Origin of the sequence: Epilithonimonas mollis (genome assembly GCF_900142325.1) — a bacterium.
In the GTDB taxonomy this organism is placed as follows: Bacteria; Bacteroidota; Bacteroidia; order Flavobacteriales; family Weeksellaceae; genus Epilithonimonas; species Epilithonimonas mollis.
The window spans coordinates 117,162-143,416 of record NZ_FRAM01000001.1 but is presented as its reverse complement, the minus strand read 5'-3'; the positions used below and the strand labels follow the sequence as shown (position 1 = coordinate 143,416).

Genomic DNA, 26,255 nt, shown 5'->3' with positions numbered 1-26,255 from the left:
AAACATGATTCCTAATTTTAAAGCACATCCTTGGCACGGGATTTCTGCCGGAGAAAAAGCTCCGGAAGTAGTCAACGTTTTTGTAGAGATCGTTCCTACAGACACTATAAAATATGAAGTAGATAAGGAAACAGGATATCTGAAAGTGGACCGTCCACAGAAGTTTTCCAACATCATCCCGGCTTTATACGGCTTTATCCCAAGAACATATTGCGAAGATGAAGTGAAGAATCTTGCCGTAGAAACCGGTGCAAAAGAAGTGACAGAAGGTGATCATGATCCTTTGGATATCTGTGTTCTCAGTTCGCACAACATTACATCCGGTAATATTCTGATGGAAGCTATTCCGATCGGTGGTTTCCAGATGATTGATAAAGGAGAGGCGGATGACAAGATTATCGCAGTATTGGTGGAAGATCAGGTGTACGGTCATATCAGAGATATATCTGAATTGCCAAAAGCGGAAGTCAACCGTCTGTTGCACTATTTCTTAAGTTACAAAAACCTTCCGACTGAGCCTGCAAAAGTGAAGATCGATTTGGTGTATGGTGCAGATCATGCCAGAAAGGTGATTGTGGCTTCTCAAAAAGATTATACAGATAATTTTGCTAAATAATTTATTAAAAAATAATTAATAAGATGCTGTCTCTTTTGGGATAGCATTTTTTGTTTTGTGAGGATGCTTATGTAAAAGCAAAATCACCGTCGCCATCAGTAAAGTCAAAACTGAAATCTTTTCCAAGCTTGCTTTTAAAATCTCTGTGGATCAGATATTCTCTTTGCAGTGGACGTTTGTAAATAGATTTTGGCGTGTTTGTTTTCCGGATCTCGCTATTTAGCTTTTCATCATAGACAGTCATCATTTTTACCTTATATTTTTTAATGATTTTTGGAAGAATATTAGAAATTCTATCTGCTTTTCCAAAATAATATAAAATCTTCAGATGACCGTTCCGAACAGAGCAAAGCATCGACGAAATGATTTCCCGATTTTCAAAAACCGAAACCCAGAACATCTCATAATTTCTGGCGAAGGAAGAGAAAAGATAATCAGGCTGTTCTTTTTCATTGGACAACCACGGATAATCTAATATCCACCGGAATTCTTCCGTGTTTCTTGCAATCGGATTTTTTCTTTGACTGGAAATGAACTTTTCCAGATTCTTATCGGCGGATTTTGAGATTTTATAGAGATCATTCTTATCATTACCGAGATAAGGGATAAAGCTATTCAGAAAATTATCCAAACGTTTTAGCCATCGTCTGTTCTTTTCAAAAAAAACTTTCTTAGCTGGTAATAGTTCGGAAAGGTTTGATTTGAAATAATAACGGATAGCTTTTTTTGATGTCAGGTCTTCAAATAAGCCGATTTTACGGTATAACCTTTCTGCACTTGGTGTGAATTCTGTAATCAATAGGTTTTTATCATAAGATTCTTCCGCAGCATAAAGGAGCTTTTGGGCAATTTGTTTCCCACGAAACTTCTCGCTCACCAATAAGGTCGACAGCCAGCCAAAATGAATTTTATTGCCCGAGCTGTCGGTCACATCATCGGGGAGCATTCCCAGATAACCTGCGAGCTGCTCATCTTCATAAGCTAAAAATAAAAGGACATCATTGTTGGCGGCCCGTGGATTATGAATATGGGAAATCTCCCGAAGTTCGGAAATAGGTGCAAAATCCAACTGCTTGAATTGCTCCGTTTTTGTAAATCCTTTTAATTGTGCTTTATTTAATCCAACGATCTTAATCACCTGTCATTAATTTTAAACAAATATAATAAACACATTATTTAAAGCATAATTTCAGCTTCTGTTAATGGTATTTTTATTGACTGATTTCAAAAGATAATAATAGATGATCTCATTTTTAAGAATGGCCTCTGCAGAATAAGTTCCGATCTCAATGGGGATTCTCTGTATATTCTTTGGATAAGAATCCTGCTTGAGTCCTGCGGCACCAAATGTGACCTTAAGGTCAGGATTCTGCCTGAAAACAGAATCGAAAAAATCATTTTTAATCAGATGATCTGTGAAAGGGAATGCAAAAGAGTCTTTCAGAAACTGATGCTCTTGCATGTAATCAAAAGATTTTTGAGTGTTTTCCAATTGACCGGCAAGCGATAACTGATTATAGAGCGGATGATCCCAGCCATGCGAGGCAAAGCCGAATCCGTCGGTCTTTAACCGGTTTAATTGCGAAGTCGTCAGATAAACAGGATTCTTTAAAAGGTAATTATCAAAATCTATTTCAAGGTGAATCGCAATGTCATCAAGTTTTTTACGGTTCTGATAATTGATTTTAAGAATTGAATTGGTATCATGATTCAGATCATTTCCGAAATCAGTATATTGAATTAACTTTCTCTGCAGACTTTCATTTTCAATAATTTCTGAAACAATCAGGCTCGCTTTATTCCGCCACATCATGTCTTTGTTATCAATGAATTTCGGATTGATATAATGGATGGCGAAAATTCCTTTTCGTAGAAGAATTGGTGCGATGACATCAGAAAACTCACTGTAGCCATCATCAAAAGTCAATAAGATGCCAGGTCTGGAAGTTTTCTTTCTGCTGAGATAATCTTCCCAGTTAATGAATTCAAAATTTTTCGAAAGAAAATCCAGATCCTTCTCAAACTGTGCAGCTGAACGATAAGGAAAAAGGTGCTTTGCATGTTTTACATCTTCATCAGAAACTAGGTGATAAACCAAAACCAGCTGGCCGGCTGGCAAAAAGCCGGAAAAACCACCAAAAGAAAAACACTTTGATATAGGATTGATAATCCGGAAAAATCTGGTTTTGAAACTCATCAGAAAAAAAACTTTGCCAAAGATAATGATCTCTGGCAAAGCTGTATTCAGTTTAGAATTAAAAATTTTACTTTACAATCTTCATTTCATTGATGAGCCATTTCGCATCCGCATATTTATCGATTACAAAAAGGATATATTTGGTGTCAACCATAATATTTCTGCAAAGCCTAGGGTCATAATTGATGTCGCTCATTGTTCCTTCCCATTGTCTGTCGAAGTTGAGACCGATCAGATTCCCGTAAGCATCCAGAGCCGGGCTTCCGGAGTTGCCGCCTGTCGTATGATTGGTCGCTGTGAAGTTCACAGGAACGTCTCCGGTCTTATCCTTATAGATACCATAATCTTTGGTGTTGTAAAGATTGATCAGCTTTTTAGGAAGATCAAATTCATAATCTCCGGGGATATATTTTTCCAGCACACCTGCCAGATGTGTCTGGTAACCATAGGTCACGGCATCTCTTGGATTTGAGCCTTTTACTTTTCCGTAAGTCACACGCAGGGTAGAGTTGGCATCTGGGAAGAATTTTCTGTCCTTATCGGTTTCCATCTGTTGTGCCATGAATTTTTTCTGCAAAACATCAATGTCTGCCTGCAGAGCGGTAACCTGCTTATCCGTAGTTTCCAGGTAAGACGTTTTAAACGTGCCGAACATCTGCACCAGCGGATCTTTCTTCAGGTTTTCCACTAATGTTTTTTGGTCGGCAAAAAGCTTATCCATGTTTTTAGCTACATTCTTATCATCTTTTGTTCTCCCGGTGATCATGGACATTTTGGAAACATTGTCCATCATGCCCAGGTTTTTACCTTCGTCTTTCAGAAGGTTAAAATCTCTCGGAAGAAAATTGGACGGCGTTTTGTTGGCATATAAAGCCAGCACTTTCGCCGTTACTTTCGCATCGAGTTCCGCATCATAGTCTTTGTAGATCTCTGTCAGTCTTTCTTTCAGAGCTTCTACGTTTTTATCGTCCATTTTACCGGCTTCATAGCTTTGGATATAGTTATTGAAGATGCCCGCCAGGGTATAGGTTTCGGAATTCCGCACGATTTCAGAATAATACGCTCTGTGCAATGCATAAGGTGCCTGTTCATTATACTTCAGATTGAGCTGGTCTATCGTTGTTTTGATAGCCGGGTTTTTGGAGATCAGTGTCTGCTCATATTGTTGTTTTTTGCCGACAGCATTGGATTTTTTCAGACCTTCGATCTCGCCCTGCCATTTTTTCCAGGCATTGGATATTCTGGCATATTTTGATGCGTATTTTATCCTTGTGGCGTTATCAGTACGCATTTTCTCATCCAGGGTTTTCAGAGCGATATTGCGCACGGCTATCATCGCAGGATCTATCTCGTTCATTATTTTTTCTACAGCAACTGCAGGAAGATATTCCGTAGTCCGGCCCGGAAATCCGAAAACAAAAGTGAAATCGTCCTCTTTTTTATCCTTGATAGATATTGGCAGGAAATGTTTCGGAACGTATGGGATATTATCTTTAGAATACTCTGCGGGCTTATTGTTCCTGTCTGCATAGATTCTGAACATGGAAAAATCGCCTGTATGCCTAGGCCAAACCCAGTTGTCCGTGTCAGAGCCGTATTTCCCGATCGAGGAAGGCGGTGCGCCAACCAGGCGGATGTCCTTGTAGGTTTCTATAACGTACGCATAATACTTGTTGCCGTAATACATCGGCTTCACAGAGATGGTTTGGTAAGATTCGGTTTTCTGAGCTTTTTTATAAGCTTCCGTATTGTCTGCTATTTTTTTAGAAAGATCAGCTCCTGTGAGTCCTTCTGTTCCTGCCAGGATATCTTTTGTCACTTCTTTGATATCCGTGATGAAATCTACGGTGACACCAGGATTTGGCAGTTCGCCAGTCATATCTTTTGCCCAGAATCCATTGGTCAGAAGGTCGTTTTCCACACTGGAATGGGACTGGATGTTGTCGTAGCCACAGTGGTGGTTGGTAAGCAGAAGTCCTTTTGGCGAAATGATTTCGGCAGTACATCCGCCGTCGAACTGTACCACGGCATCTTTGATGCTGGCTTTTGACGGGTCGAAGATATCTTTTGCAGTGATCTTCATTCCCAGATCTTTCATTTCCTTTTCATTGAGCTCCGTCGGGATCCACATCCCGCCATATTGCTGGCCAAATGCCATGACAGCCGGAAGAAGCAAGGCTGATAGAAGAATTTTTCTTTTCATAAACAGATTCTATTATTTTTTCAAAGGTCTTATTTGATCGCCCGGTATCATCGGTTTGGATTGATAAACAGTGGCGATTTTCATTATACCAATTAAACTTGACGAATTTAAAGAAAATTTTCTGAACGATGGGATGCTAAGAATAGGATCTCCTCCGGATTTGATGGATTGCCCTGGGATTTTACAGGTGAGCCTACCTTTTCGATATGTGAGCCTACCTTTCCGATAGGCAAGGCTATCTTTTTGATAGGCAAGCCTACCTTTCCGATAGGCGAGCCTACCTTTCCGATAGGCGAGCCTACCTTTTTGATAGGTGAGCCTACCTTTTTGATAGGTGAGCCTACCTTTTCGATAGGCAAGGCTAACCTTTAGATAGGTGATCTTGCCTTTTTTAACGTTCGCAGATATAGATTTTATAATTATGCTTATTAAAATATAAGCTAAACCTATTTATTTTCATGTAGAATATAATATCAGATTACCGAAGCTGATTTATTGATTTTATTCGGAAAGATTCTTGACACTCAGCCGGTCTTCGACATATTCAATTGTCGTTTTGCCATGTGGTTTTGGGTTGCCATCTTCACCAAGTGCCACAAAAACCAATTTGTCAATGGTAATGATTTTCTGGTGGGTCATTTTATTCCTTACTTCGCAACGCAGGGTCAATGATGTTTTCCCGAATTCCACAACTTCGATGCCTATTTCGATAATGTCGCCCTGTTTGGCAGAACTCACAAAGTTGATTTCTGAAATATACTTGGTTACCGTCCTGGAGTTTTCTAATTGAATGATCGCATACAAGGCTGCTTCCTCATCGATCCATTGCAGCAATCGTCCCCCGAAAAGAGAATGATTGGGATTCAGGTCTTCTGGTTTGATCCACTTTCTGGTGTGATAATTCATCATAATTCTGTACCATTTTAATTTGTTGCAAAGTTAAAGTTTCCCCGTCGATTTAACAGTTTCGGAAAATAGAAATTATAGATGGTCACATTAATTTTCTAAAATGTTGAGACATTTTTTTTGGTTGAATTTTTGATTCCCTAGATTCTTAGTATTTTTGTAAAAATTATTTTAAAAAATGTCAAAAGTAAAAATAGGTACAGTTCAGATGTCTTGTGTTGCAGACAAGCAGGCCAATCTGGACAAAGCCATTGAAAAAATAAAAGAAGCCGCTGCAAAAGGCGCACAGATCGTTTGTTTACAGGAGCTTTTCACATCCTTATATTTCTGTGATGTAGAAGATTACGACAACTTCGAATTAGCAGAACCAATTCCTGGTCCTTCGACCGATGCATTGTCTCCGGTTGCTAAAGAATTGGGCGTTGTGATTATCGCTTCATTATTCGAGAAAAGAGCACAGGGGCTTTACCATAATACCACTGCAGTTATAGATGCAGACGGGACATATCTCGGTAAATACCGTAAAATGCACATCCCTGATGATCCGGCTTTTTATGAAAAATTCTATTTCACGCCGGGAGATTTGGGTTATAAAATTTTCCCAACCAGATTTGGGAAAGTCGGCGTGTTGATTTGCTGGGATCAATGGTATCCGGAAGCATCCAGAATCACGGCTTTGATGGGTGCGGATATTATGTTCTACCCAACAGCAATCGGCTGGGCAACAGACCAGGATGAGGAAACCAATCAGGATCAATACAATGCCTGGCAAACCATTCAGCGTTCGCACTCGGTTGCGAATGGCGTTCCAGTAGTTTCTGTGAATAGAGTAGGCTTCGAACAAGATGGTGCCATGAAATTCTGGGGCGGAAGTTTTGTGACCAATGCTCAGGGAAAGCTTTTATATCTTGGTTCTCATGATAAAGAAGAAGTGGCAGTAACCGAAGTTGACCTTGCCCAAACAGACTATATGAGAAAACACTGGCCTTTCCTGAGAGACAGAAGAATCGAGACTTATTCGCCGATTACGAAACGTTTTATTGATGAGGATTAATGGTTATAGATAAAGATTTTAATCCTTTAGAAAATGGATATACCTTCCCCGCAGAATGGGAAGAACACGAAGCAACCTGGCTTTCCTGGCCTCACAAGGAAGAATCCTGGCCGGAAAGAATCGATTTGATTTATCCTGCTTATGCCAAATTTATCGCGGAATTGACAAAAGGCGAATTTGTTTGCATCAATGTCAAAGACCAAGAAATGCAGGCTTTCGCAATGGAACATATTTCAAAAGCCGGAGCAGATATTTCAAAAGTTGAGTTTTATTTTAATGAAACCAATGACGCCTGGTGCAGAGACCACGGACCCGCATTTTTAGTGAACAAAAACGGAGAAGAACCTCAAAAAATCATCGTAGATTGGGGTTTCAATGCTTGGGGAGGAAAGTATCCGCCATTCGAACTGGATGATGTCATTCCTACTAAAATTGCGGAAGAAAAAGGATTGCCGGTTTTGTATCCAGGAATTATTATGGAAGGCGGTTCAGTCGAATTCAACGGTGCCGGAACAGTTCTGACTTCCAAATCTTGTTTGCTTAATGAAAACAGGAATCCACATTTGTCTCAGGAAGAAGTGGAAGAGTTTTTGAAAAAATATTACGGACAAAAACAGGTTCTTTGGGTTGATGACGGAATTGTTGGTGATGATACAGACGGTCACGTGGATGATACTATTCGTTTTGTAAATGAAAATACAGTTTTGACAGTTATCGAAGATAATCCTGAAGATGACAATTACGAAATTCTTCAGACCAACCTTCGTCAACTACAGGAAATGACTTTGCAGAATGGCGAAAAACTGAACATTATTGAATTGCCGATGCCAGACCCGGTTTATTGTGACGGGCAAAGATTGCCAGCATCTTATGCTAATTTTTACATCGCCAATAAGTCAGTGATTGTGCCGACTTATCGATGTGACAAAGATGCAGTAGCTTTAGAAATCATTAAAAATTGTTTTCCTGACAGAGAAGTGGTTGGAATAGATTCTACTGATATTATCTGGGGATTGGGAAGTTTCCACTGTTTGAGCCAGCAAGAACCTTTGGTATAGATTTAGCCTGCAGAATTGCAGGTTTTTTTATTTGATAAATATGATTGAGAACATAACTAACGATTCTGTCAAAAAATTTCTTCCTTTGATTTTGGGGACAGCGATTTTTATGCAGATGCTGGATTCCACGATTCTGAATACGTCTTTGCCTTCCATCGCCAGAGATTTGCAGGAATCGCCTTTGGATATGCAGAATGCCATCATCAGTTACGTCTTGACTTTGGCTCTATTTATGCCGGTCAGCGGATTTTTGGCAGATAAATTTGGAACAAAAAAAATTTTTATTCTTTCGCTGATAGTTTTTTCGTTAGGTTCATTGTTTTGCTCACTATCACAAAATCTTACCGAATTGGTAATTTCAAGAGTGATTCAAGGGGTTGGTGGTAGTTTAATGACACCTGTAGGTAAATTAGCATTGATCCGGGCTTTCAGCAAAAATGAACTTCTGAAAGCTATGAATTTCGCCATCATTCCGGCTTTAATCGGTCCGGTTATGGGACCTGTCGTCGGCGGATATATGGTAGATTATCTCAGCTGGCACTGGATTTTTTTGATTAATATTCCCATCGGAATTTTAGGAATTGTTCTTAGTTTAAAATATATGCCCAACTACAAATCCCCTGTCATAGACTTTGATTTGAAGGGGTTTCTGATTTTTGCATTGGCTTCATTATTACTTTCGAGTGCGCTGGAAATATTAGGAAATGCTCAGAATCTAACGCCTGTTTTGTTGATATTTGCATTAGGATTTCTAATGCTCTATTTGTATTACAAACACGCCAAAACAGACAATAATCCTATTTTCCCCCTGAATCTTTTTAAAGTCAGAACGTTCAGAGTTGGGATTTTGGGAAATCTGGCAACGAGATTGGGAATCAGTTCCATTCCGTTGTTGGTCCCGTTGATGATTCAGATCGCTTATGGAAAATCGGCGTTGACTTCTGGTTGGATTGTTGCGCCAATGGCACTTACGGCAATGTTTGGGAAATCTTTTGTGATCGGAATTCTGGATAGATTTGGTTACCGCAAAACTTTGATGGTCAATACATTTATTATCGGGATTTTGATTTGTTGTTTGGCGATTCCCAGTGTTCAAAGTTCGATTTATTGGTTTGTTCCAATATTGTTGATTCTTGGATTTTTCAACTCGATCCAGTTTACATCGATGAATACTATTTCCATTGCCGATTTAAGACCCCATCAAAACAGCAGCGGGAATTCTTTGGTTTCTGTGAATCAGCAATTTGCGGTTGGATTTGGAATTGCGTTCGGTTTGATTGTTTTGAAATTGTTCGAAGGCGATACGACTTTTGTGAAGAATCAAGTACACACAGCTTTCCGGTATACTTTTTTGGTTGTAGGATTTCTCACGATACTTTCCGGTCTTGTTTTCCGTCGGCTTAATTTCCGTGATGGTGAGAATATGAAATCCGTTTAGGTACAAATTATTTTTAATCGATTATCTTTGTAAATCTTGGAATTCAATATTTTTAAATTCTAAGGATTGACTTCTGCTAAATTAATGAATTATTCTAAACTAATTTCTTCTGATATTCAATACTATATCGGTCAAAATATCAATTCTGATTTAAATAGATTATTATTGAAAAAATCGCCGTTTCCGGAAGTTTCGATGCAGCAAATTGTTCAACAAATCAAGGGTAAAAAAACAGCAGAAAAAAAGTTTCCATTTTTATTAAAAGAAGCAATTGTATTCCCACCAAATCTCAATCTGGAACAAGCTTCCTCACAATCAACAGCAGAATATAAAGCTCAAAATCTTAGTGGAAAATCTTTCCTCGATTTAACCTGCGGATTTGGGATTGATGCTTATTTTATGTCTCAAAATTTTGCTGAAGTAACATTAATCGAACAAAATCCAGAACTGATTTCCATCGTTGAGAATAATTGGAAAATATTGGACAGAAAGGCGAGTTTTATCAATGAAAGTTTAGAAAGATTCTTAGAAAATAATCAGCAAAGATTTGATGTCATTTATCTCGATCCGGCAAGACGAGACTTGCAAAATAAAAAAAAATTTCTGCTTGAAGATTTATCACCAAATCTTTTAGAGATAGAGAATAGCTTAAGTTCAATCTCTGATAAAATCATTGTGAAATTATCGCCGTTAATTGATATTTCTTATTTGATTTCAGAATTGAAAAATATAACTGAAATTCAGATTATTGCGGTTAGAAATGAAGTGAAAGAACTTTTATTAATTATTGACAATCAAGAAAAAAGAGAAAAGAACAAAGATGTCAAAATTCGTTGTACAAATTTAGAATCTGGCGAACAAGAATTTTCTTTCAATTTTAATGACGAAAAATCAGCAAAGTCAGAATTTTCAGAAAGTTTGAATTTCCTTTATATTCCTAATAATTCCATTTTGAAAGCTGGTGCATTTAATATTATTTCAGATAAATTCGGACTGAAAAAACTGCACCCGAACAGCCATTTTTATACTTCAGAGCATAAAATCGAAAATTTTACAGGACGCATTTTACAAATCGAAAAAATTGAGGCTAAAGATTTGAATAAAGGAGAGAAGTATAATATTGTTTGTAAGAATTATCCTTTAAAACCTGAAGAAATCAGGAAAAAATATAAACTGACTGATGGTGGAAATCAATATTTGATTTTCACGCAATCTATTAAAGGGAAAGAAATTCTTAAAAGTTTTTGATCCAGGTTTCTAAATCGATCTTTCTTAGATTGAACCAAATATTAATTTTGATGAAAATCTGTGATATTTTTAAAAATAATTTAATTCATATAATTAATAACAGTAAAAAATCACTACATTTGCACGCGTAAAAAATGGATATGCAAAACATTAGAAATATAGCGATTATCGCACACGTTGACCACGGAAAAACGACTTTGGTTGATAAGATTATTCATGCAACAAACATCTTCAGAGAGAATCAGGAGAGTGGTGAGTTGATTATGGATAACAACGATCTAGAGAGAGAAAGAGGAATTACGATTCTTTCAAAAAACATTTCTGTTAATTACAAAGACACAAAAATCAATGTAATCGATACACCTGGTCACGCAGATTTTGGTGGTGAAGTAGAAAGAGTTCTTAAAATGGCTGACGGTGTAATCTTATTGGTAGATGCATTCGAAGGACCAATGCCACAAACACGATTTGTACTTCAGAAGGCTTTGGAATTAGGTCTTAGACCTTTGGTTGTTATCAATAAAGTTGATAAGCCGAACTGTCGTCCGGACGAAGTTCATGATCAGGTTTTTGACTTGTTCTTTAATCTGGATGCAACTGAAGAGCAATTGGATTTCCCAACGTTCTACGGTTCTTCTAAACAAGGTTGGTTCAACACTTCATTAGAACAAACTGACAATATTTTCCCATTATTAGACGGGATTTTACAATACGTTCCGGAGCCGAAAGTTTCTAAAGGAACGTTGCAAATGCAGATCGTTTCTTTGGATTTCTCTTCTTTCTTAGGAAGAATCGCGATTGGAAAAGTAATCAGAGGCGAAATCAAAGAATCTCAATGGATCGGTTTGGCACAAGCTGACGGAAAAGTTGTGAAAGGAAAAGTGAAGGAGCTTTACGTTTTCGAAGGTCTTGGAAAGAAAAAAGTAACCGAAGTGAAAGCTGGAGATATCTGTGCTGTAGTAGGTTTTGACGCTTTCCAGATTGGAGATTCTTTCGTAGATCTAGAAAATCCAGAGCCATTGCCAAGAACAGCGATCGATGAGCCAACGTTGAATATGACGTTCTCTATCAACAATTCTCCTTTTTTTGGTAAGGATGGTAAATATGTAACTTCTAATCACCTTAAAGAAAGATTAACCAAAGAATTAGAGAAAAACTTGGCATTGAGAGTTCAGCAGACTGACGATGCAAATACTTTCCTGGTTTTTGGTAGAGGTATTCTTCACTTGTCAGTTTTGATTGAAACCATGAGAAGAGAAGGTTATGAGATGACAATCGGTCAGCCTCAAGTAATCCTGAGAGAAGACGAAAACGGTCAAAAACTAGAGCCATATGAGTCTTTGGTTGTTGATGTTCCTGAAGAATTTGCTTCCAGAGTTATTGATTTGGCGACTCAGAGAAAAGGTGACCTTCACATCATGGAAACTAAAGGTGAGATGCAGCATATGGAATTCGAGATTCCGTCCAGAGGATTGATCGGATTGCGTTCTCAGATGTTAACTGCTACTGCCGGTGAAGCTATTATGGCGCACCGTTTCACAGAATATAAGCCTTTCAAAGGTGCAATTCCTGGAAGAAACAATGGTGTTCTGATCAGTAAAACGCAAGGTCCTGCAACGGAATATTCTATTGCTAAATTACAAGACAGAGGTAAGTTCTTTGTTGATCCGGGTGAGGAAATCTACGCAGGTATGATCATCGGAGAGCAAAACAAGCCGGGAGATCTTGTCGTAAACATTGTTGAAGCAAAACAGTTGAATAACATGAGAGCTTCCGGAAAAGATAAAGACACCGGAGTTGCTCCGAAAATCTTATTCTCTCTTGAAGAATGTATGGAATATATCCAGGCTGATGAAGCGATCGAAGTAACTCCGAACTTCATCCGTATGAGAAAGAAAATCCTTTCTGAAGAGGAAAGAAAAAGAATGGAAAGAGGCGCAAAAGCATAATCATTCCAATCAAATATTAAAAGCATCCAATTTTTGGATGCTTTTTTTGTTATTAAAATATTATCGTTTAGTTTTGCAGGCTATGAAATCTAGATTATCATTCTTAAACATACTTTTACCCTTATTTTTAGTGGTTTCGTGTGCAACAAAAACTAAGAAACCAACATCTAAATCTGGTGTTAAAAAGCCAGTTGTTAAAACTGAAATCAATCTTCCGCCAAAACCAGTTGTTCAATTGAATAATATCAAATTACCGGAAATCAAAAGAGAATTCCGTTCAGTTTGGATTGCATCTGTGGCAAATATAAATTGGCCTTCCAGAAATAATCTTTCTGCAGATCAGCAAAAACAAGAAGCGATACAAATGTTGGATATGCTGGTTGATCTCAATTTCAATGCGGTGATTCTGCAGGTTCGTCCTTCAGCGGATGCTTTGTACAAAAGTTCTCACGAACCCTGGTCGCATTTCTTGACCGGACAAATCGGTTTGTCGCCTTATCCCGAATATGATCCAATGCAGTTTTGGATTGATGAATGTCATAAACGAGGTCTGGAGTTTCACGCTTGGTTGAATCCATTCCGAGCGCATCATTCCAATGGTGGTGTGATTTCGTCTGAATCAATGGTAAGAAAATCGCCCGAAAATGTAATCAAATTAAAAAACGGAATGTATTGGTTTGATCCTGCTGATGACAGAACGCAAGATCAGGCTTCGAAAGTCATTAAAGATATCATTTCGAGATACGATGTCGACGGGATTCATCTCGATGATTATTTTTATCCTTATGCCGAATATAATGGCGGAAAGGATTTTCCTGATAATAAAACGTGGTCGGTTTATAAGCAATCCGGCGGAACGCTTTCAAGAGCCGATTGGCGAAGAGGAAATGTCAATAAATTTGTGAAAAGAATCTATGACGAAATCAAAGCTCAGAAAAATGATGTGAAATTCGGAATCAGCCCTTTTGGAATTTGGAAACCTGGTTATCCTGCCGGAATCAAAGGTTCTTCTCAGTACGACGAGCTATATGCAGATGCCAAATTATGGCTGAACCAAGGTTGGGTAGATTATTTCACGCCTCAGTTGTATTGGCCTGTAGATTCGCCGGGACAGAGTTTTCCGCTTCTTTTGAAATGGTGGAATGACGAGAATACAAGAGCCCGTCATCTTTGGCCTGGCTTGAATACCGTTGCTGTAAAAGCTCCAAATAAAGCAACAGAAATTGCCCGCGAAATAGACGTTACTAGACAAATCCTGAAAAATAATGCAGGAGAAGTTCATTACAGTATCGCAGGAATCAGTAAAAATTACGAAATGCAGCAGGAATTAAAAACAAAATCCTATAAAGAGAAGGTCTTAATTCCTGAGTCAAATTGGCTGACAACAAACGTTTTAACAGAACTTAATGTAAATGTGAGAAAAGAATCCAGTAACTTTTTGATCAGCTGGAACAGACAAACAGAAGCTTTGTCTTATGTTATTTATCTGAAATATGGCGACAATTGGCAAACAGAAATCTTGTCTCCGCAAGGCATTAACAAAACAGTTCCTTCATTTTCAAATGGAAAAAAACTGACGACAATTGTAGTAAGATCTGTTGGAAAATTAGGAAAATTAAGTCCTTACAAAGTAATTTCTGCCAATTAAAAAAAAACTCAAAACACCGATAGAAACTATTCTATGATATCAGAGCTGCTTTCTATGTTTTTTATTTTTATTTATCGATGGGGTTTAAAAATATTGTAAGAAATTTAGTTAATTTAAAATATTACTAAACTCCTTCCGATACTGCGACGGACTTTTCTGTGTATGTTCTTTAAAAGTTTTGTTGAAATAACTGAAATTGTTAAATCCACTGTCAAAGCAAACTTCGGTAATGCTCATCGGCTGTTCTGCCAGGAGTTTTAGAGAATGTGTGATTCTGTATTCATTCACGAATTGTGTGAAGGTTTTGTTCGTGATTTTTTTAAAATATCTACAAAAAGATGGCACCGTCATATTGGATAATTCAGATACGGTTTCCAAAGTGATCTGCTCCTTGAAATGGTCTTTTACATAATTGAAAATCACACTGATTCGGTCATTGTCCTCTTTTTGTGTTTGCAGGTAATATTTTGAAGCATTCAGGATTTTATAATCCTGAGTCTGAGAAAGTTCGTCCAGAATCTCCACTAAAATCATCAATTTGGACAAAGAGGACGCTTGGGTCAACGCATCAATTTTAGGTTTTAATGCTTTTTTGACTTGTTCTCCGTAAACAATTCCGCTTTTTGCTTTTTCCAGTAATGCTAAAATCCGCATCATTTCCGGTGCTTTCCAGAACTGAGAACCGAGAAAATCCATCGAAAACTGTATCACGATCTCATAGTCGTTTTTCGTGTTTTCATTCGTCATTCCACAATGTGGAAGATTACTTCCGATAAGAATCAAATCGCCATCTGTGAAGTAAGAAATATTACTCCCAATCTGCCGTTTCCCGGAGCCTTTGTGCACAAAAATCAATTCAATCTCCGGATGGAAATGCCAGAAATTGGATTTGATGTTTTCATTTCTGTTATATTTTAAACAGGTAAAACTACTGCCTACATCAGGACTGACAGATTCTAAAACAGGATTGTAATGTTTCATGTGTACATTCTATTCTTTTAAATTTCAAATGTTGACGCAAATTTCTGATTGATTTTTTGCCATTTTAAAATGAGTTGCGATTTGATGATACAAAGATATTTAATATGTTTTAAATTACCATATTTTATCAATTAACATTTAGTTAATGTTAATATAGAACATATAAATGAAAATTGTCTTGTATTATTTAACAAATATCCATGATACATTTGCATAGTAAAAACAATTAAAAAGAAATTATTATGAAAAGTATATTAAAATTAAGCCTGATTATTGGATTTGTGTTTGTAACAATGAGTGTTTCTGCAAAAGACAGATTATTTTCAATCTCTTTGACAGAAGCCAGTTCCAAAACGTTGCGTTTTGAAATCTTCAATGCGGAAAATGTATCTCTTTATTTCTATAATGACAGGAAGGACGAAATCTATTCTGAAAACACTGGCAATAAAGAAAATGTAGAAAAATCTTACGACCTGTCAAGCCTTTCTGCTGGAGAATATTTTTTGGTGGCTGAATCTGATTTCAGAATCGAAAAATATAAAGTAACTATTGATAAGAATGGAAATGTTGAAGCCACGAAAACGCCTGTTATTGCATTCAACAAACCAGAATATACGATCGAAAATAACATCGTAAAATTGCATATCGATAATGTGGAAAGTGGTGTTAATGTTACAGTCTCCGACCTTTCTAATAACGAGTATTATAATAAAACGGTTAAAGCAAACAACGGCGAAATCAATTTGAAATTTGACTTGAACTCTAAAAATTCTCCTGCTTATATCATCAGTGTAGAAAAGAATGGTGATGTCTTCAACAGGATGATCACTTTGAGATAGTTTCTCTAGACCAAGGTTATATATTATTTTCAAAGGCTTCGTAATTGAAGCTTTTTTTATACCTATAAAAAAGCCCAATTTATACAATTGGGCTTTGTGTTTACAGCACTTCCTTGATGTGTTTATAATTACTGGCAATCGTATCTGCTACTTCTTTGAAATTCCCATCCAGCATCATTCTTGTCATCACAATTCCCATTCCTCTCATTTGATCCCAGCCAACTTTTGGTGGCATTGCCAGCGCATTTGGGTCTGTGAAAATATTGATCAGTACAGGTCCTTTGGTTTGTAAAGCATCATCAATGGCTTCTTCAACTTTTTCAGGGTCGGAGACATTGATGCCTTTGATTCCGAATGCCTGAGCCAACAATCCGAAGTCCGGATTTACCATATCAGTCTCATTATCAGGAATTCCATTGACTTCCATTTCCAGTTTTACCATTCCTAAAGAACGGTTGTTGAACACGATGATTTTTATTGGTAATTCATATTGTTTTATAGTTGCAATATCTCCCAATAACATAGAAATTCCACCGTCACCACAAAGCGAAATAACCTGTCTGTCAGGATATGATAATTGTGCGCCGATTGCCATTGGCATGGCGTTCGCCATCGTGCCGTGACTGAATGAGCCTAGTAGTTTTCTCTCGCCAGTTGCTTCCAGATATCTTGCGCCCCAAACACAGCACATTCCTGTATCTACGGTGAAAATAGTGTCTTTATTAGCTTTTTTGTTGATGGTTTCTGCGACAAATTCTGGCGAGATATAATTTTCTTTCCCTTTATCTTCTATATAAGATCGAAGGTTATTTTTTACTTTTTGATAGAATTCTAATTGTTTATTAAGGAAATTGCTGTCATCATTGACTTTGATCAAAGGCAAAAGGTGAATCAGTGAGTCTTTGATCTTTCCTGCAAAACCTCTAGTTAATTGTGCACGTCTTCCAAGACGCTCCGGTTTATCATCGATTTGAATAATGACTTTATCGACAGGCATAAATTTTACATACGGGAAATCTGTTCCGAGTAACAAAATAACGTCAGCCTCGTGCATCGCTTTGAAGGCAGAAGGTAATCCGAGAAGTCCAGTCATTCCCACTTCATAAGGATTATTATACTGAATTCCCATTTTTCCACGGAAAGAATATCCGATTGGTGCTTTCAGTTTTTCTGCTAAGGCAATCACTTCAGCGTGCGCATCCGAAGCGCCGATTCCACAGTATATGGCAACTTTCTTTTGAGAATTTAGGTGTTGCGCCATCCAGTTCAATTCCTCGTCTGATGGGATAATTCTTGGATTGGTTTTGAAGATAAGGTCGGAGCTTATATTTTTTACAGCTTTAGCCTCGAAAAGATCGCCAGGCATTCCCAATACCGAAACGCCTCTTTCAGAAATTGCGTGTTGTAAAGCGGCTTGCAACATTCTGGGTGCTTGTTCTGGCGTTGTGGCGATTTGGTTATAAATAGAGCAGTCATCAAATAATTTAATCGTATTCGTTTCCTGAAAATAAGAAGTTCCAAACTCCGTGCTTTCACAAGTTGAGGCAATTGCCAAAACGGGAACATTGCCGCGATTGGCTTCGTAAAGTCCGTTGATGAGATGCACATGACCAGGACCGGAACTTCCTGCACAAACGGCCAGACCTTCCAACTCAGCTTCGGCAGCCGCAGCAAAGGCACCAACTTCTTCGTGCCGTACATGAATCCACCGAATAGAACCTTCCCGTTTTATGGCATCGTTGAGAAAATTAAGACTGTCACCCGTGACAGCATACAAACGTTTAACTCCTGCTTGTACCAATATCTCAACGAATTGGTCTGCAATATTTTTTGACATAGTTCTTACGATTTTAGATTGACTTAAAATTCGTAAAAAAATGTTTTAAAATTAAATTTTCAACTATAAATATTTGTTAAATAAAATCAATGAAAATGTTTCGGAAAAGCTTCTTTCGGACTTTGCTTCATAATATTAAGAAGAAACCAGGATTTCAGGAAGCCGTAACCGTAAGAAAACATTTGGATATAAGTGGAAATAATGGCCATCCCGGCAATGCTGATATTTTTCGTCACTATCAAAGCGTGGAAGAAAACGAGAAATGTATAAAGTCCGTATAACGCTAGAATTAAACCATTTTCCCAAACGAAATAATGAATTATTCCCATCAGATATCCGATTAAAAATAGGCTTGGAAACCAGAATGTCGGTTTTACGTAATCAGGATGTCTTTGATTCAGAATCGGTCTTGCGCAGCCGAACTGATACACTTGTTTTGAGAATTTTCCAAAGTCGGTTCTTCGTTTGTGGTAAACACCAATATTATCGTAAAATCTAGTTGTAAAGCCATTTTCCCAAAGTGTCATTGACAAATCTGGATCTTCACCGATTCTCATTTCAGAAAAACCGTTGACTTCCAGAAAAATCTTTTTATTGACGCCCATATTGAAACTTCTGGGTTGGAATTTGGTGACGGCATTTTTATTTCCGCGGATTCCGCCGGTTGTGAAAACCGAAGTCATCGAGTAGGAGATTGCTTTTTGCATCAGATTAAATCCTTTGTGTGCTTTATCTGCGCCACCGAAAGCATCACAAGGATTTTGTGTCAGGTTTTTTTTGATATTTTCAATGTAATCTTTTTCGACGATCACGTCAGAATCTACAAAAACCAGCCAGTCATTTTTCGCACGTTTTGCGCCGTAATTCCGGCTTAGTCCTGGTCCTGAATTATCTTTCCTGAAAAACTGAATGTCCAGTTGTTCTTCAAATAATTGTACCGTCGGGAGCAGTGCGATTTTGGAACCGTCATCGACAATGATTACTTCGAAATTTTTATCTGTCTGATGAGAAAGAGAATTAAGAAGCTCGAATAATTCGTCTTTCCTGTTGAAGATTGCTATGATGATGGAGATGGTTGCCAATGTGAATTATGAAATTATTTCCAAAAATATTGAAAAAGCTTTTAAATTTGAAAAAAAGTGACCATGGATTTAAATATTTTCGAAAAAGAACATTTCAAGACTTTGATTCAATTCAAAGATTATTTTGCAGTTTGAAAATCTTCTTTCGGTAAACAGAATTCCTTTTTTTGTGGAAGAAATAAGTAATACGAATATTTCAGATGATCGAAGATATTATTTTCTCCAGGAGAATCGTGAGCAGATTAATCTGATACTAAAGGAAAACGCCATAATTCCTATGAATGAAAATTATGGCGTTTCTGATTTGCAACAATCCCGAAAGATTTATAAAATTTATGGAGTTGTCTTATTGTCAGTTTTTATAATACTTTTAGGCCTATTTTATATTTTTAAAATATTAACTGAGCTATAATTCTTTATCTATATATTTCCCTTTCTTAGAACCATCATACATTTCATACTGCAAAAATCTCGTTTCCAATTTTCCGTTGAATAACTTTATTTTTCTTGAAGGTCTAAGTCCGATTTTCTTCGGCGCATCCAGGTCTGCAGAGATCAGCCAGGCCAAAGTATTTGGATAATGTTGTTTGAAAGTATCTCCGATTTTTTTATAAAAGTCATCATCATTAATAGAGATTCTTTCGTCATAAGGCGGGTTAAAAACCATTAATAACGGGAACATATCTTTTTCAGACTCAAAGAAATCCTGCTTTCTTACTTCGATGACATCTTCCATTTCTGCAGCTTCAATATTGTTTCTCGCAGCATTCAGCGCTCTGGGATCCATATCATAACCGACAATTTTTCCCGTGAACTCTCTTACTCTGTTGATCCGGAATTCCTTGATTTTCAGGAATAATTCTTCGTCATAGTTTTTCCAGTTCTGGAATGCGAATTCTTTCCTGAAAATCTGAGCCGGAAGATCCATTGCAATCATTGCCGCTTCGATAAGTAATGTTCCTGAACCACACATTGGATCCAAAAAATTACCTTTTCCGTCCCAGCCTGCAAGCTGCAGCATTCCGCTGGCCAAAACTTCATTGATGGGCGCAACAGTCTGTTCTTTCCTGTAACCACGTTTGAAAAGCGGCTCGCCGGAACTGTCCAAAGAGATGGTTACCAACTCTCTGTCAATATGTAGGTGGAATTTGATGTCAGGATTATCTTTATTAACACTTGGTCTTATGTTATGTTTTTCCTGGAAATAATCCACAATAGCGTCTTTCATTTTCAGAGTCATGAACTGGGAATGACTGAATCTTTCAGAATTTACTGTCGCATCAATGGCAAATGACTGGTGTTTTTCCAGAAACTGATCCCACTCGAACTTAAACAATTTATCATAATATTTTCCTTCATTAAATGCCTTGAATTCCAAAACCGGAATGATGATCTTGAGAGCGGTTCTGCAGGAATAATTAAGTTTATAAAGAAAACCCAGGTCGCCTTCGCAGGTGACAGCACGGTTTTTAACTTCAACTTTTTTACCACCCAGTTTTTTTACTTCTTCCGCCAAAACCTGTTCTAATCCGAAAAAAGTTTTGATCTGTATTTGCAGATTGTCTGTATTCATCCCACAAAGATAATAGATATTTAGATGATAGATAATAGACTTTAAAACTTATGGAAAATCTGTTGTCTCCATTATGCTGATCTCAAGTCTATTTTCCTTATTTTTGCAGGATGCAATGGTTCGAAGAGTGGTTTGATACACCATATTATCATATTTTATACAGCAATCGGGATTATAAGGAAGCAGAAAATTTTCTGAATCTTCTGACTGATTTTCTGAATCTTGAAGAAAAATCAAAAATAATCGATCTGGCTTGCGGAAAAGGAAGACATTCTGTTTATCTCAATAAATTGGGTTATAAAGTTTTAGGTCTTGATCTTTCTGAGCAAAGTATCAATTATGATAAACAATTTGAGAATGAATCATTGAAATTCCGTGTTCATGATATGCGGGATGAAATAGAAAGTGGACCAGTAGATGCTGTTTTCAACCTGTTTACAAGCTTTGGTTACTTCGAGACAGAAGAAGAGGATAAAAGTGTTTTCCGGTCAGTGGCCGGGGTTCTCAAAAATGAAGGTTATTTCGTTTTGGATTTTCTGAATGCGGACTATGTGAAGAATATTATCGTACCGCAATCTTCTGTGGAAAAGGAAAATATTGTTTTCAATATCAAAAAGCATATTGAGGATGATTTTATCATAAAGGAAATCGATTTTGAAGATCAGGGAAAGCAATTTCACTTTTTTGAACGTGTGAAGCTCACATCTGCCGAAAAAATTCTGAAATTTGCTGATGAATTTGGTTTCGAACTGATTAAACGTTGGGGTGATTATCAGCTTAGCGATTTTGAGGAAAATTGTTCACCGCGTTGCATTAACTTATTCAGAGTCAGAAAATGATTATAGTTCTATTGATTTTAAGCGTTTTGGTTGGTGTTTTTCTCGGAAAATATTTCGGAAGTAAACAACAATTTGCCAAAAATCTTTTGATTCTCAGCGCCGGTTTTCTTATTACTATTTGCCTGAATGAGGTTTTTCCGGAAGTTTATCATTCTGAAGATCATAACATCGGGATTTTTGTGATTATTGGCGTCCTTATTCAGATGCTTTTGGAAAATCTTACGAAAGGCTTTGAGCACGGCCATTTGCACCATCATTCAGATGATCATTCTATTATTCCGTTTGCGTTAATTGTTGGACTTTTTGTACACGCCTTTATAGAAGGAATTCCTTTGTCTCACGAAAAGGAAACAATTTCTCCTTATTTATTAGGGATTTTGTTTCATAATATTCCTATTTCTTTTGTATTAGGAAGCTTCTTGGCTCACAGCAAAAATTTTTCCACAAAATTCTGGCTCATTGTCTTGATCTTTGCCCTGGCTTCACCTTTAGGAATGCTTCTCGGTAAATACTTCAATGAAAATCTTAAAATTTATTTTCTTGCTGTTGTCGGGGGTATATTCCTGCATATCTCATCAGTTATTATTTTTGAGAGTAACAAGAATCATAAGATGGACTGGCAAAAGATTGTGCTTGTGATCTGTGGTATAGCTCTTGCTTTAGTTGGTCATTTTTTTCACAGTCATTAATTTTTTGAGTTATTTTTTAAAAAAATATATTTATTATCATAAATAGAATATATTTGCCGATTAAATTCAAATAAAACAATACTATGAAAAAACTAACATTATTCTTTTTACTTATGTTGTCCACAATGTTTCTTGCTCAAGTGGATCAGATCTATAAACATAACGGGGAAATAATAAAGGGAACTGTGAAAAAACTTGAGGACTATTCCGTGGTTTTCACATATGAAAATGAAGATGCTGAAAATACAATCGGAAAGTATGCTGTAGAAAAAATCATATACGGGAAATCCGGAAGAACACAGGATGTTACAGAAAAAATTACAGTTAACGGAGAAGATGACTGGGATAATGTGGTGATACTGGAAGATAAATCCTATATTTCAGGACTTACTAAAAAAGGAGAGATCAAAGGAAAAACAGGTTTTGTGAGTCTTCATACAGGTAATTCTGCGGATAACAAGGCCAATAAGAAGCTTAAAATGGAAGCTGCTAAATTGAAATGTCCATTTGTGTTGCTAACTGCTGAGAAAGATATCAATCAGTCAGGAGCAAGCGGGCCTAGTTTTGGAGCTGTACAAGCGATACGGAGAGGTTTGGCTTATTCTTATTAATAAACCTTCTGAATAAACAAAATTGCACCTTCAACAGGTGCATTTTATTTTTGAAATTATACTTTATTACAGTTCGTAATTTTTTATCAAAATCCTTTTATAGTATAGCTATAATATTATAATTTTACTCAAATTAATCTTATGGGATTTTTAGACCAATTTTTTGGAAAAAAGGAAGAGCAGGATGAGAGCGTAAGTCTTTGGAATAAGCTGGAATCTGAGAAAGATCTTCAGTCGGCAATCGAAAAGTCTTCTCAGGGAAAAGTTCTGATCTTCAAGCATTCTACCAGATGCTTTATCAGCAAAACTATTCTGAAGTCTTTCGAAAGACAGATGCAGAATTCAGAGAAAAACTATACTTACTATTTTCTTGATTTGCTGGCTCACAGGAATTTATCAAACGATATTGAAACCCGTTTTGACATTGTACACCAGAGTCCGCAGCTGATTGTCCTGGATAGCGGCAAAGCAATATACAATGCTTCTCATCAGAATATTGATCTGGATAAAATTAATTAATCTCAGAAAACTTAATAATACCAATGGAATATCAGAATTTTCGGAATCACCTTTCTAAGATATTAGGCGTTCCTGTCGAAAGTTTGGAATTTTGTTCACCTTATTATGAGGTAAAGCACGCCAAGAAAAATGAAATCATCTTAAGGGAAGGCGAGATCTCCGATTCTACTTTTTTTGTGGAGAAAGGCTTGCTGAGAATGTATTCCATTGACAAAGCGGGTAAAGAGCATGTGATACAATTCGCACCGGAAAACTGGATCATTTCCGATACTACCAGCCAGTTGCTGAATGAAAAATCAAGATTCTATATCGAAGCTATTGAGGAGAGTATTATTGTTGTGACAAGGGAAGGTTTCTTTGAAAATCTGTCTAAAGTGTACCCTGCTGTCGCAGAAAAAAATCAGAAACTCATGTTCAATCATATCAAAAATCTCCAAAACAGGGTGAATGCTTTAATAAGCACAACGGCTGAAGAACGTTATCTGGAGTTTCTGAAAAAATATCCAAACCTGATGCTGAGAGTCCCGCAATGGATGGTTGCCTCTTATCTGGGAATCACCCCGGAAAGTCTTAGCCGCGTGAGAAAAGAATTGGCTAAAAAGAAATTTGAGATTTAGTATTTTGAATAAATTCTTAATATTCTTTCTTTTTTCGGTCTTTGCTTCTGCTCAAAATCAGTTTAAGGAAAATCTTAGCTACAAAACGTTTTCTGCGAAAGTCATCGGGATTTCTGACGGTGATACTATGGAAGTTCTTTACAAAAAAACACCTTTCAAAATTCGTCTTGCTCACATAGATGCCCCTGAAAAAAGAGGAAAACAACCCTTTGGTAATAATGCTAAAATGATTTTGTCTGATCTTTGTTTTGGAAAAATTGTTACAGAGAAAGCAGAGAAATATGACCGTTACAAACGGTTGATTGCTGTTATTTTTAATGATAAAGGCGAAAATGTTAATCATCAGATGATCATGCTAGGAATGGCCTGGCATTATAAAAAATATTCCGGCGATCCTGTTTACTCAAATTTAGAATCCGAAGCCAGGAAAAACAGAGTAGGACTCTGGCAAGGTAAAAATCCAATTGCACCCTGGCTATGGAGAGAAAATAAAAAGAAAAATGAATCACGAAATTTTAAAAGCCGAAATCTCCGATATTCCTGACCTGTGCGAGATGATGGAGGATTTTTATACGATTGACCTTTATCCTTTTGATGAACAAGTGACACAGGAGAATTTTGTAAAATTCATCAATAATGACAATTACGGACAATGTTTCAAGATTGCATCTGAAGGGAAGACCGCCGGTTACATCATTCTTGCGAAATATTTCAGTTTCGAATTCGGAGGTGAGATTTTGTTTTTAGATGAATTGTTTATTAAGCCAGAATTTCAAGGAAAATCTCTAGGCAAAAAAGCTTTGGAATTTGTGAAGAATTATTCTGTTGAAAATCAATTCAAAGTCGTACTTCTGGAAATAGAAAACCATAATGATAAAGCTAAAAAACTCTATGAACATTATGGTTTCCAAAATCATAAAAGGAGTCTGATGATTCTTAAGAATTGATTTGCCGTTTTATTTGGCAAACTCATTCACAACTTCATCTACTTTTTCCAGATAAGTTTTCTTTTGCTCATCAGTCGCAAAAGAATAATTGAAGGAATTTTTAACTAATGTAATGATATCTTCTTTTGAAAGATTTAAGGCTTCCTGAACCGCTTCAAAATTCGCATTCATATAGCCGCCGAAATAAGCGGGATCATCAGAATTGACCGTTGCTTTGATACCCTTGTCCAAAAGTTTTTTCAATGGATGGTTGGTCATCACATCCGTATTTCTCAATTCGAGATTGGAAAGTGGACAAACCGTTAGTGCCAGATCTCTTTTTACAATTTCCTGAACCAGATTTTCATCTTCCAGGCATCTGTTTCCATGATCTATTCTTGCAACTTTGAGAATATCAATAGCTTCCCGGATATAATCAGCCGGGCCTTCTTCCCCAGCGTGGGCAACCGGTATGTAACCCTCTTTTACAGATGCTTCGAATACATTTTTAAATTTAGCCGGAGGATTTCCCATCTCGGAAGAATCCAGGCCAACAGAGGTGATCAGATCTTTATAAGGAAGTGATTGTTTCAACGTTTCAAACGCAGATTCCTCGGAAAGATGACGGAGATAACTCATAATGAATAAGGAATTGATTCCCCATTTTTCTTTGGCGTCCAATCTTGCTTTTTGCAATCCATTGATGACGATTTCAAATGCAATTCCTCGTTGTGTATGTGTTTGAGGGTCGAACATGATTTCGGTATGGATTACATTATTCTCATAACATTTCTGATAATAAGCCATTGCCAGATCGTAAAAATCATTCTCATGAATCAAGACACCGGCACCGGCATAATAGATGTCTAAGAAATCCTGAAGACATGAAAACTGATAAGCTTTTTTAACTTCTTCAATTGTTTTGTAAGGAATCTCAATTTTATTTCGTTGAGCAATTTCGAACATCAGTTCCGGTTCGAAACTTCCTTCGATATGTAAATGTAATTCTGCTTTTGGAAGTGCAGCGATAAAATCTTGCATAGTTTTTTTTGATTTGTTCAAATATAATTAAAAAGGCTTTAGAAAATGATTCTAAAGCCTTGATATTGTATAAAAGATGACTTTTATTTGTCGATGGATCCCATTACTTTTTGAGCAAATGAGTTGAGTGCGTCTTTTTCGCTCATTCCGTTACGGACATTGGCGTGAACTTCCAAAGCACCACAGATATTTGTTATCAGTTCTCCTGCAACGTTCAGTTCTTCTTCAGAAATATTTCGGAATTCTGAAAAACTTTCCAAAACTTCCAAAGTTGCTTCCAGATTTTCAGGAGTTTGGTTCTGATAGAACTGTCTTATAATTGGTAATTTCATTATTTTGAATTTAAAGATTAAGAATTAGTTCAATAAAAATCAATGAATGATA

General features: G+C 36.9%; 26 protein-coding genes. 15 read left to right on the top strand and 11 right to left on the bottom strand.

The window, feature by feature from the left end:
• The first annotated feature begins 4 nt into the window (after positions 1-4).
• Complete coding sequence (locus BUA97_RS00635; protein ID WP_072995819.1) at positions 5-616, top strand: inorganic pyrophosphatase; 612 nt, start codon at positions 5-7, stop codon at positions 614-616.
• 67 nt (positions 617-683) lie between these two features.
• On the opposite strand, the gene BUA97_RS00630 is transcribed toward BUA97_RS00635, so the two are convergent.
• From BUA97_RS00630 to BUA97_RS00610, 5 genes are all read right to left on the bottom strand, one after another.
• Complete coding sequence (locus BUA97_RS00630; RefSeq protein ID WP_072995817.1) at positions 684-1,754, bottom strand: GNAT family N-acetyltransferase; 1,071 nt, start codon at positions 1,752-1,754, stop codon at positions 684-686.
• Between the two features lie 51 nt (positions 1,755-1,805).
• Positions 1,806-2,813 (bottom strand): polysaccharide deacetylase family protein, encoded by a 1,008-nt coding sequence (locus tag BUA97_RS00625; RefSeq protein ID WP_139258170.1) that lies wholly within the window; start codon positions 2,811-2,813, stop codon positions 1,806-1,808.
• Positions 2,814-2,880: 67 nt separating this feature from the next.
• On the bottom strand, positions 2,881-5,016 hold the full coding sequence (locus BUA97_RS00620; protein WP_072995813.1) for a S46 family peptidase: 2,136 nt from the start codon (positions 5,014-5,016) through the stop codon (positions 2,881-2,883).
• 107 nt (positions 5,017-5,123) lie between these two features.
• The gene (locus BUA97_RS00615) at positions 5,124-5,375 is read right to left on the bottom strand and encodes a hypothetical protein (protein WP_072995811.1); all 252 of its coding nucleotides are present in this window, start codon (positions 5,373-5,375) and stop codon (positions 5,124-5,126) included.
• A gap of 142 nt (positions 5,376-5,517) precedes the next feature.
• Entirely contained in the window at positions 5,518-5,922 is a 405-nt protein-coding gene (locus BUA97_RS00610) for an acyl-CoA thioesterase (RefSeq protein WP_072997161.1), read from the bottom strand.
• A gap of 178 nt (positions 5,923-6,100) precedes the next feature.
• Between BUA97_RS00610 and BUA97_RS00605 the strand changes: the two genes are divergently transcribed.
• The 6 genes from BUA97_RS00605 to BUA97_RS00580 all read left to right on the top strand — a co-directional run bounded on the left by BUA97_RS00605 (position 6,101) and on the right by BUA97_RS00580 (position 14,317).
• Entirely contained in the window at positions 6,101-6,976 is an 876-nt protein-coding gene (locus BUA97_RS00605) for a carbon-nitrogen hydrolase (RefSeq protein WP_072995809.1), read from the top strand.
• Entirely contained in the window at positions 6,976-8,034 is a 1,059-nt protein-coding gene (locus tag BUA97_RS00600) for an agmatine deiminase family protein (protein WP_072995807.1), read from the top strand. The genes BUA97_RS00605 and BUA97_RS00600 overlap by 1 nt, the downstream gene beginning before the upstream one ends.
• A 40-nt stretch (positions 8,035-8,074) precedes the next feature.
• Positions 8,075-9,472 carry an MFS transporter gene (locus BUA97_RS00595; protein ID WP_072995805.1) on the top strand — a complete coding sequence of 466 codons (1,398 nt, stop codon included), beginning with the start codon at positions 8,075-8,077 and terminating at the stop codon, positions 9,470-9,472.
• 84 nt (positions 9,473-9,556) lie between these two features.
• Positions 9,557-10,720, top strand: a complete 1,164-nt coding sequence (locus BUA97_RS00590; RefSeq protein ID WP_072995803.1) for a class I SAM-dependent methyltransferase — start codon at positions 9,557-9,559, stop codon at positions 10,718-10,720.
• Positions 10,721-10,860: 140 nt separating this feature from the next.
• Positions 10,861-12,669, top strand: a complete 1,809-nt coding sequence (typA, locus tag BUA97_RS00585) for a translational GTPase TypA (protein WP_072997160.1) — start codon at positions 10,861-10,863, stop codon at positions 12,667-12,669.
• A gap of 82 nt (positions 12,670-12,751) precedes the next feature.
• Entirely contained in the window at positions 12,752-14,317 is a 1,566-nt protein-coding gene (locus tag BUA97_RS00580; protein ID WP_072995801.1) for a glycoside hydrolase family 10 protein, read from the top strand.
• Positions 14,318-14,425: 108 nt separating this feature from the next.
• On the opposite strand, the gene BUA97_RS00575 is transcribed toward BUA97_RS00580, so the two are convergent.
• Positions 14,426-15,298, bottom strand: a complete 873-nt coding sequence (locus BUA97_RS00575) for an AraC family transcriptional regulator (protein WP_072995799.1) — start codon at positions 15,296-15,298, stop codon at positions 14,426-14,428.
• Positions 15,299-15,540: 242 nt separating this feature from the next.
• On the opposite strand from BUA97_RS00575, the gene BUA97_RS00570 reads away from it, so the two are divergent.
• A complete protein-coding gene (locus tag BUA97_RS00570; protein ID WP_072995797.1) occupies positions 15,541-16,137 on the top strand; it encodes a DUF3244 domain-containing protein in 597 nt (198 codons plus the stop codon).
• A 100-nt stretch (positions 16,138-16,237) separates the two neighbouring features.
• On the opposite strand, the gene BUA97_RS00565 is transcribed toward BUA97_RS00570, so the two are convergent.
• From BUA97_RS00565 to BUA97_RS00550, 3 genes are all read right to left on the bottom strand, one after another.
• Positions 16,238-17,974 carry a thiamine pyrophosphate-dependent enzyme gene (locus BUA97_RS00565; protein WP_072995795.1) on the bottom strand — a complete coding sequence of 579 codons (1,737 nt, stop codon included), beginning with the start codon at positions 17,972-17,974 and terminating at the stop codon, positions 16,238-16,240.
• Between the two features lie 86 nt (positions 17,975-18,060).
• Positions 18,061-19,056 (bottom strand): glycosyltransferase, encoded by a 996-nt coding sequence (locus BUA97_RS00560; protein ID WP_072995793.1) that lies wholly within the window; start codon positions 19,054-19,056, stop codon positions 18,061-18,063.
• 406 nt (positions 19,057-19,462) lie between these two features.
• Entirely contained in the window at positions 19,463-20,629 is a 1,167-nt protein-coding gene (locus BUA97_RS00550) for a THUMP domain-containing class I SAM-dependent RNA methyltransferase (RefSeq protein WP_072995789.1), read from the bottom strand.
• 110 nt (positions 20,630-20,739) lie between these two features.
• Between BUA97_RS00550 and BUA97_RS00545 the strand changes: the two genes are divergently transcribed.
• The 7 genes from BUA97_RS00545 to BUA97_RS00515 all read left to right on the top strand — a co-directional run bounded on the left by BUA97_RS00545 (position 20,740) and on the right by BUA97_RS00515 (position 24,851).
• Positions 20,740-21,468: an SAM-dependent methyltransferase gene (locus BUA97_RS00545; protein ID WP_072995787.1), complete on the top strand. Its 729-nt coding sequence runs from the start codon at positions 20,740-20,742 to the stop codon at positions 21,466-21,468.
• Positions 21,465-22,157 (top strand): ZIP family metal transporter, encoded by a 693-nt coding sequence (locus BUA97_RS00540; protein ID WP_072995785.1) that lies wholly within the window; start codon positions 21,465-21,467, stop codon positions 22,155-22,157. The genes BUA97_RS00545 and BUA97_RS00540 overlap by 4 nt, the downstream gene beginning before the upstream one ends.
• Positions 22,158-22,240: 83 nt before the next feature.
• On the top strand, positions 22,241-22,768 hold the full coding sequence (locus BUA97_RS00535) for a hypothetical protein (protein ID WP_072995782.1): 528 nt from the start codon (positions 22,241-22,243) through the stop codon (positions 22,766-22,768).
• A gap of 141 nt (positions 22,769-22,909) precedes the next feature.
• Positions 22,910-23,287, top strand: a complete 378-nt coding sequence (gene ytxJ, locus BUA97_RS00530; protein WP_072995780.1) for a bacillithiol system redox-active protein YtxJ — start codon at positions 22,910-22,912, stop codon at positions 23,285-23,287.
• Between the two features lie 23 nt (positions 23,288-23,310).
• Positions 23,311-23,904 (top strand): Crp/Fnr family transcriptional regulator, encoded by a 594-nt coding sequence (locus BUA97_RS00525; protein WP_072995778.1) that lies wholly within the window; start codon positions 23,311-23,313, stop codon positions 23,902-23,904.
• A gap of 4 nt (positions 23,905-23,908) precedes the next feature.
• Entirely contained in the window at positions 23,909-24,448 is a 540-nt protein-coding gene (locus tag BUA97_RS00520) for a thermonuclease family protein (RefSeq protein WP_072995776.1), read from the top strand.
• A complete protein-coding gene (locus BUA97_RS00515; protein ID WP_072995774.1) occupies positions 24,405-24,851 on the top strand; it encodes a GNAT family N-acetyltransferase in 447 nt (148 codons plus the stop codon). The genes BUA97_RS00520 and BUA97_RS00515 overlap by 44 nt, the downstream gene beginning before the upstream one ends.
• Positions 24,852-24,860: 9 nt before the next feature.
• Here BUA97_RS00515 and BUA97_RS00510 read toward each other — a convergent pair whose 3' ends face one another.
• Positions 24,861-25,871: an adenosine deaminase gene (locus BUA97_RS00510; RefSeq protein WP_072995772.1), complete on the bottom strand. Its 1,011-nt coding sequence runs from the start codon at positions 25,869-25,871 to the stop codon at positions 24,861-24,863.
• Between the two features lie 83 nt (positions 25,872-25,954).
• Complete coding sequence (locus tag BUA97_RS00505; RefSeq protein WP_072995770.1) at positions 25,955-26,203, bottom strand: DUF6952 family protein; 249 nt, start codon at positions 26,201-26,203, stop codon at positions 25,955-25,957.
• Between the last annotated feature and the right edge of the window lie 52 nt (positions 26,204-26,255).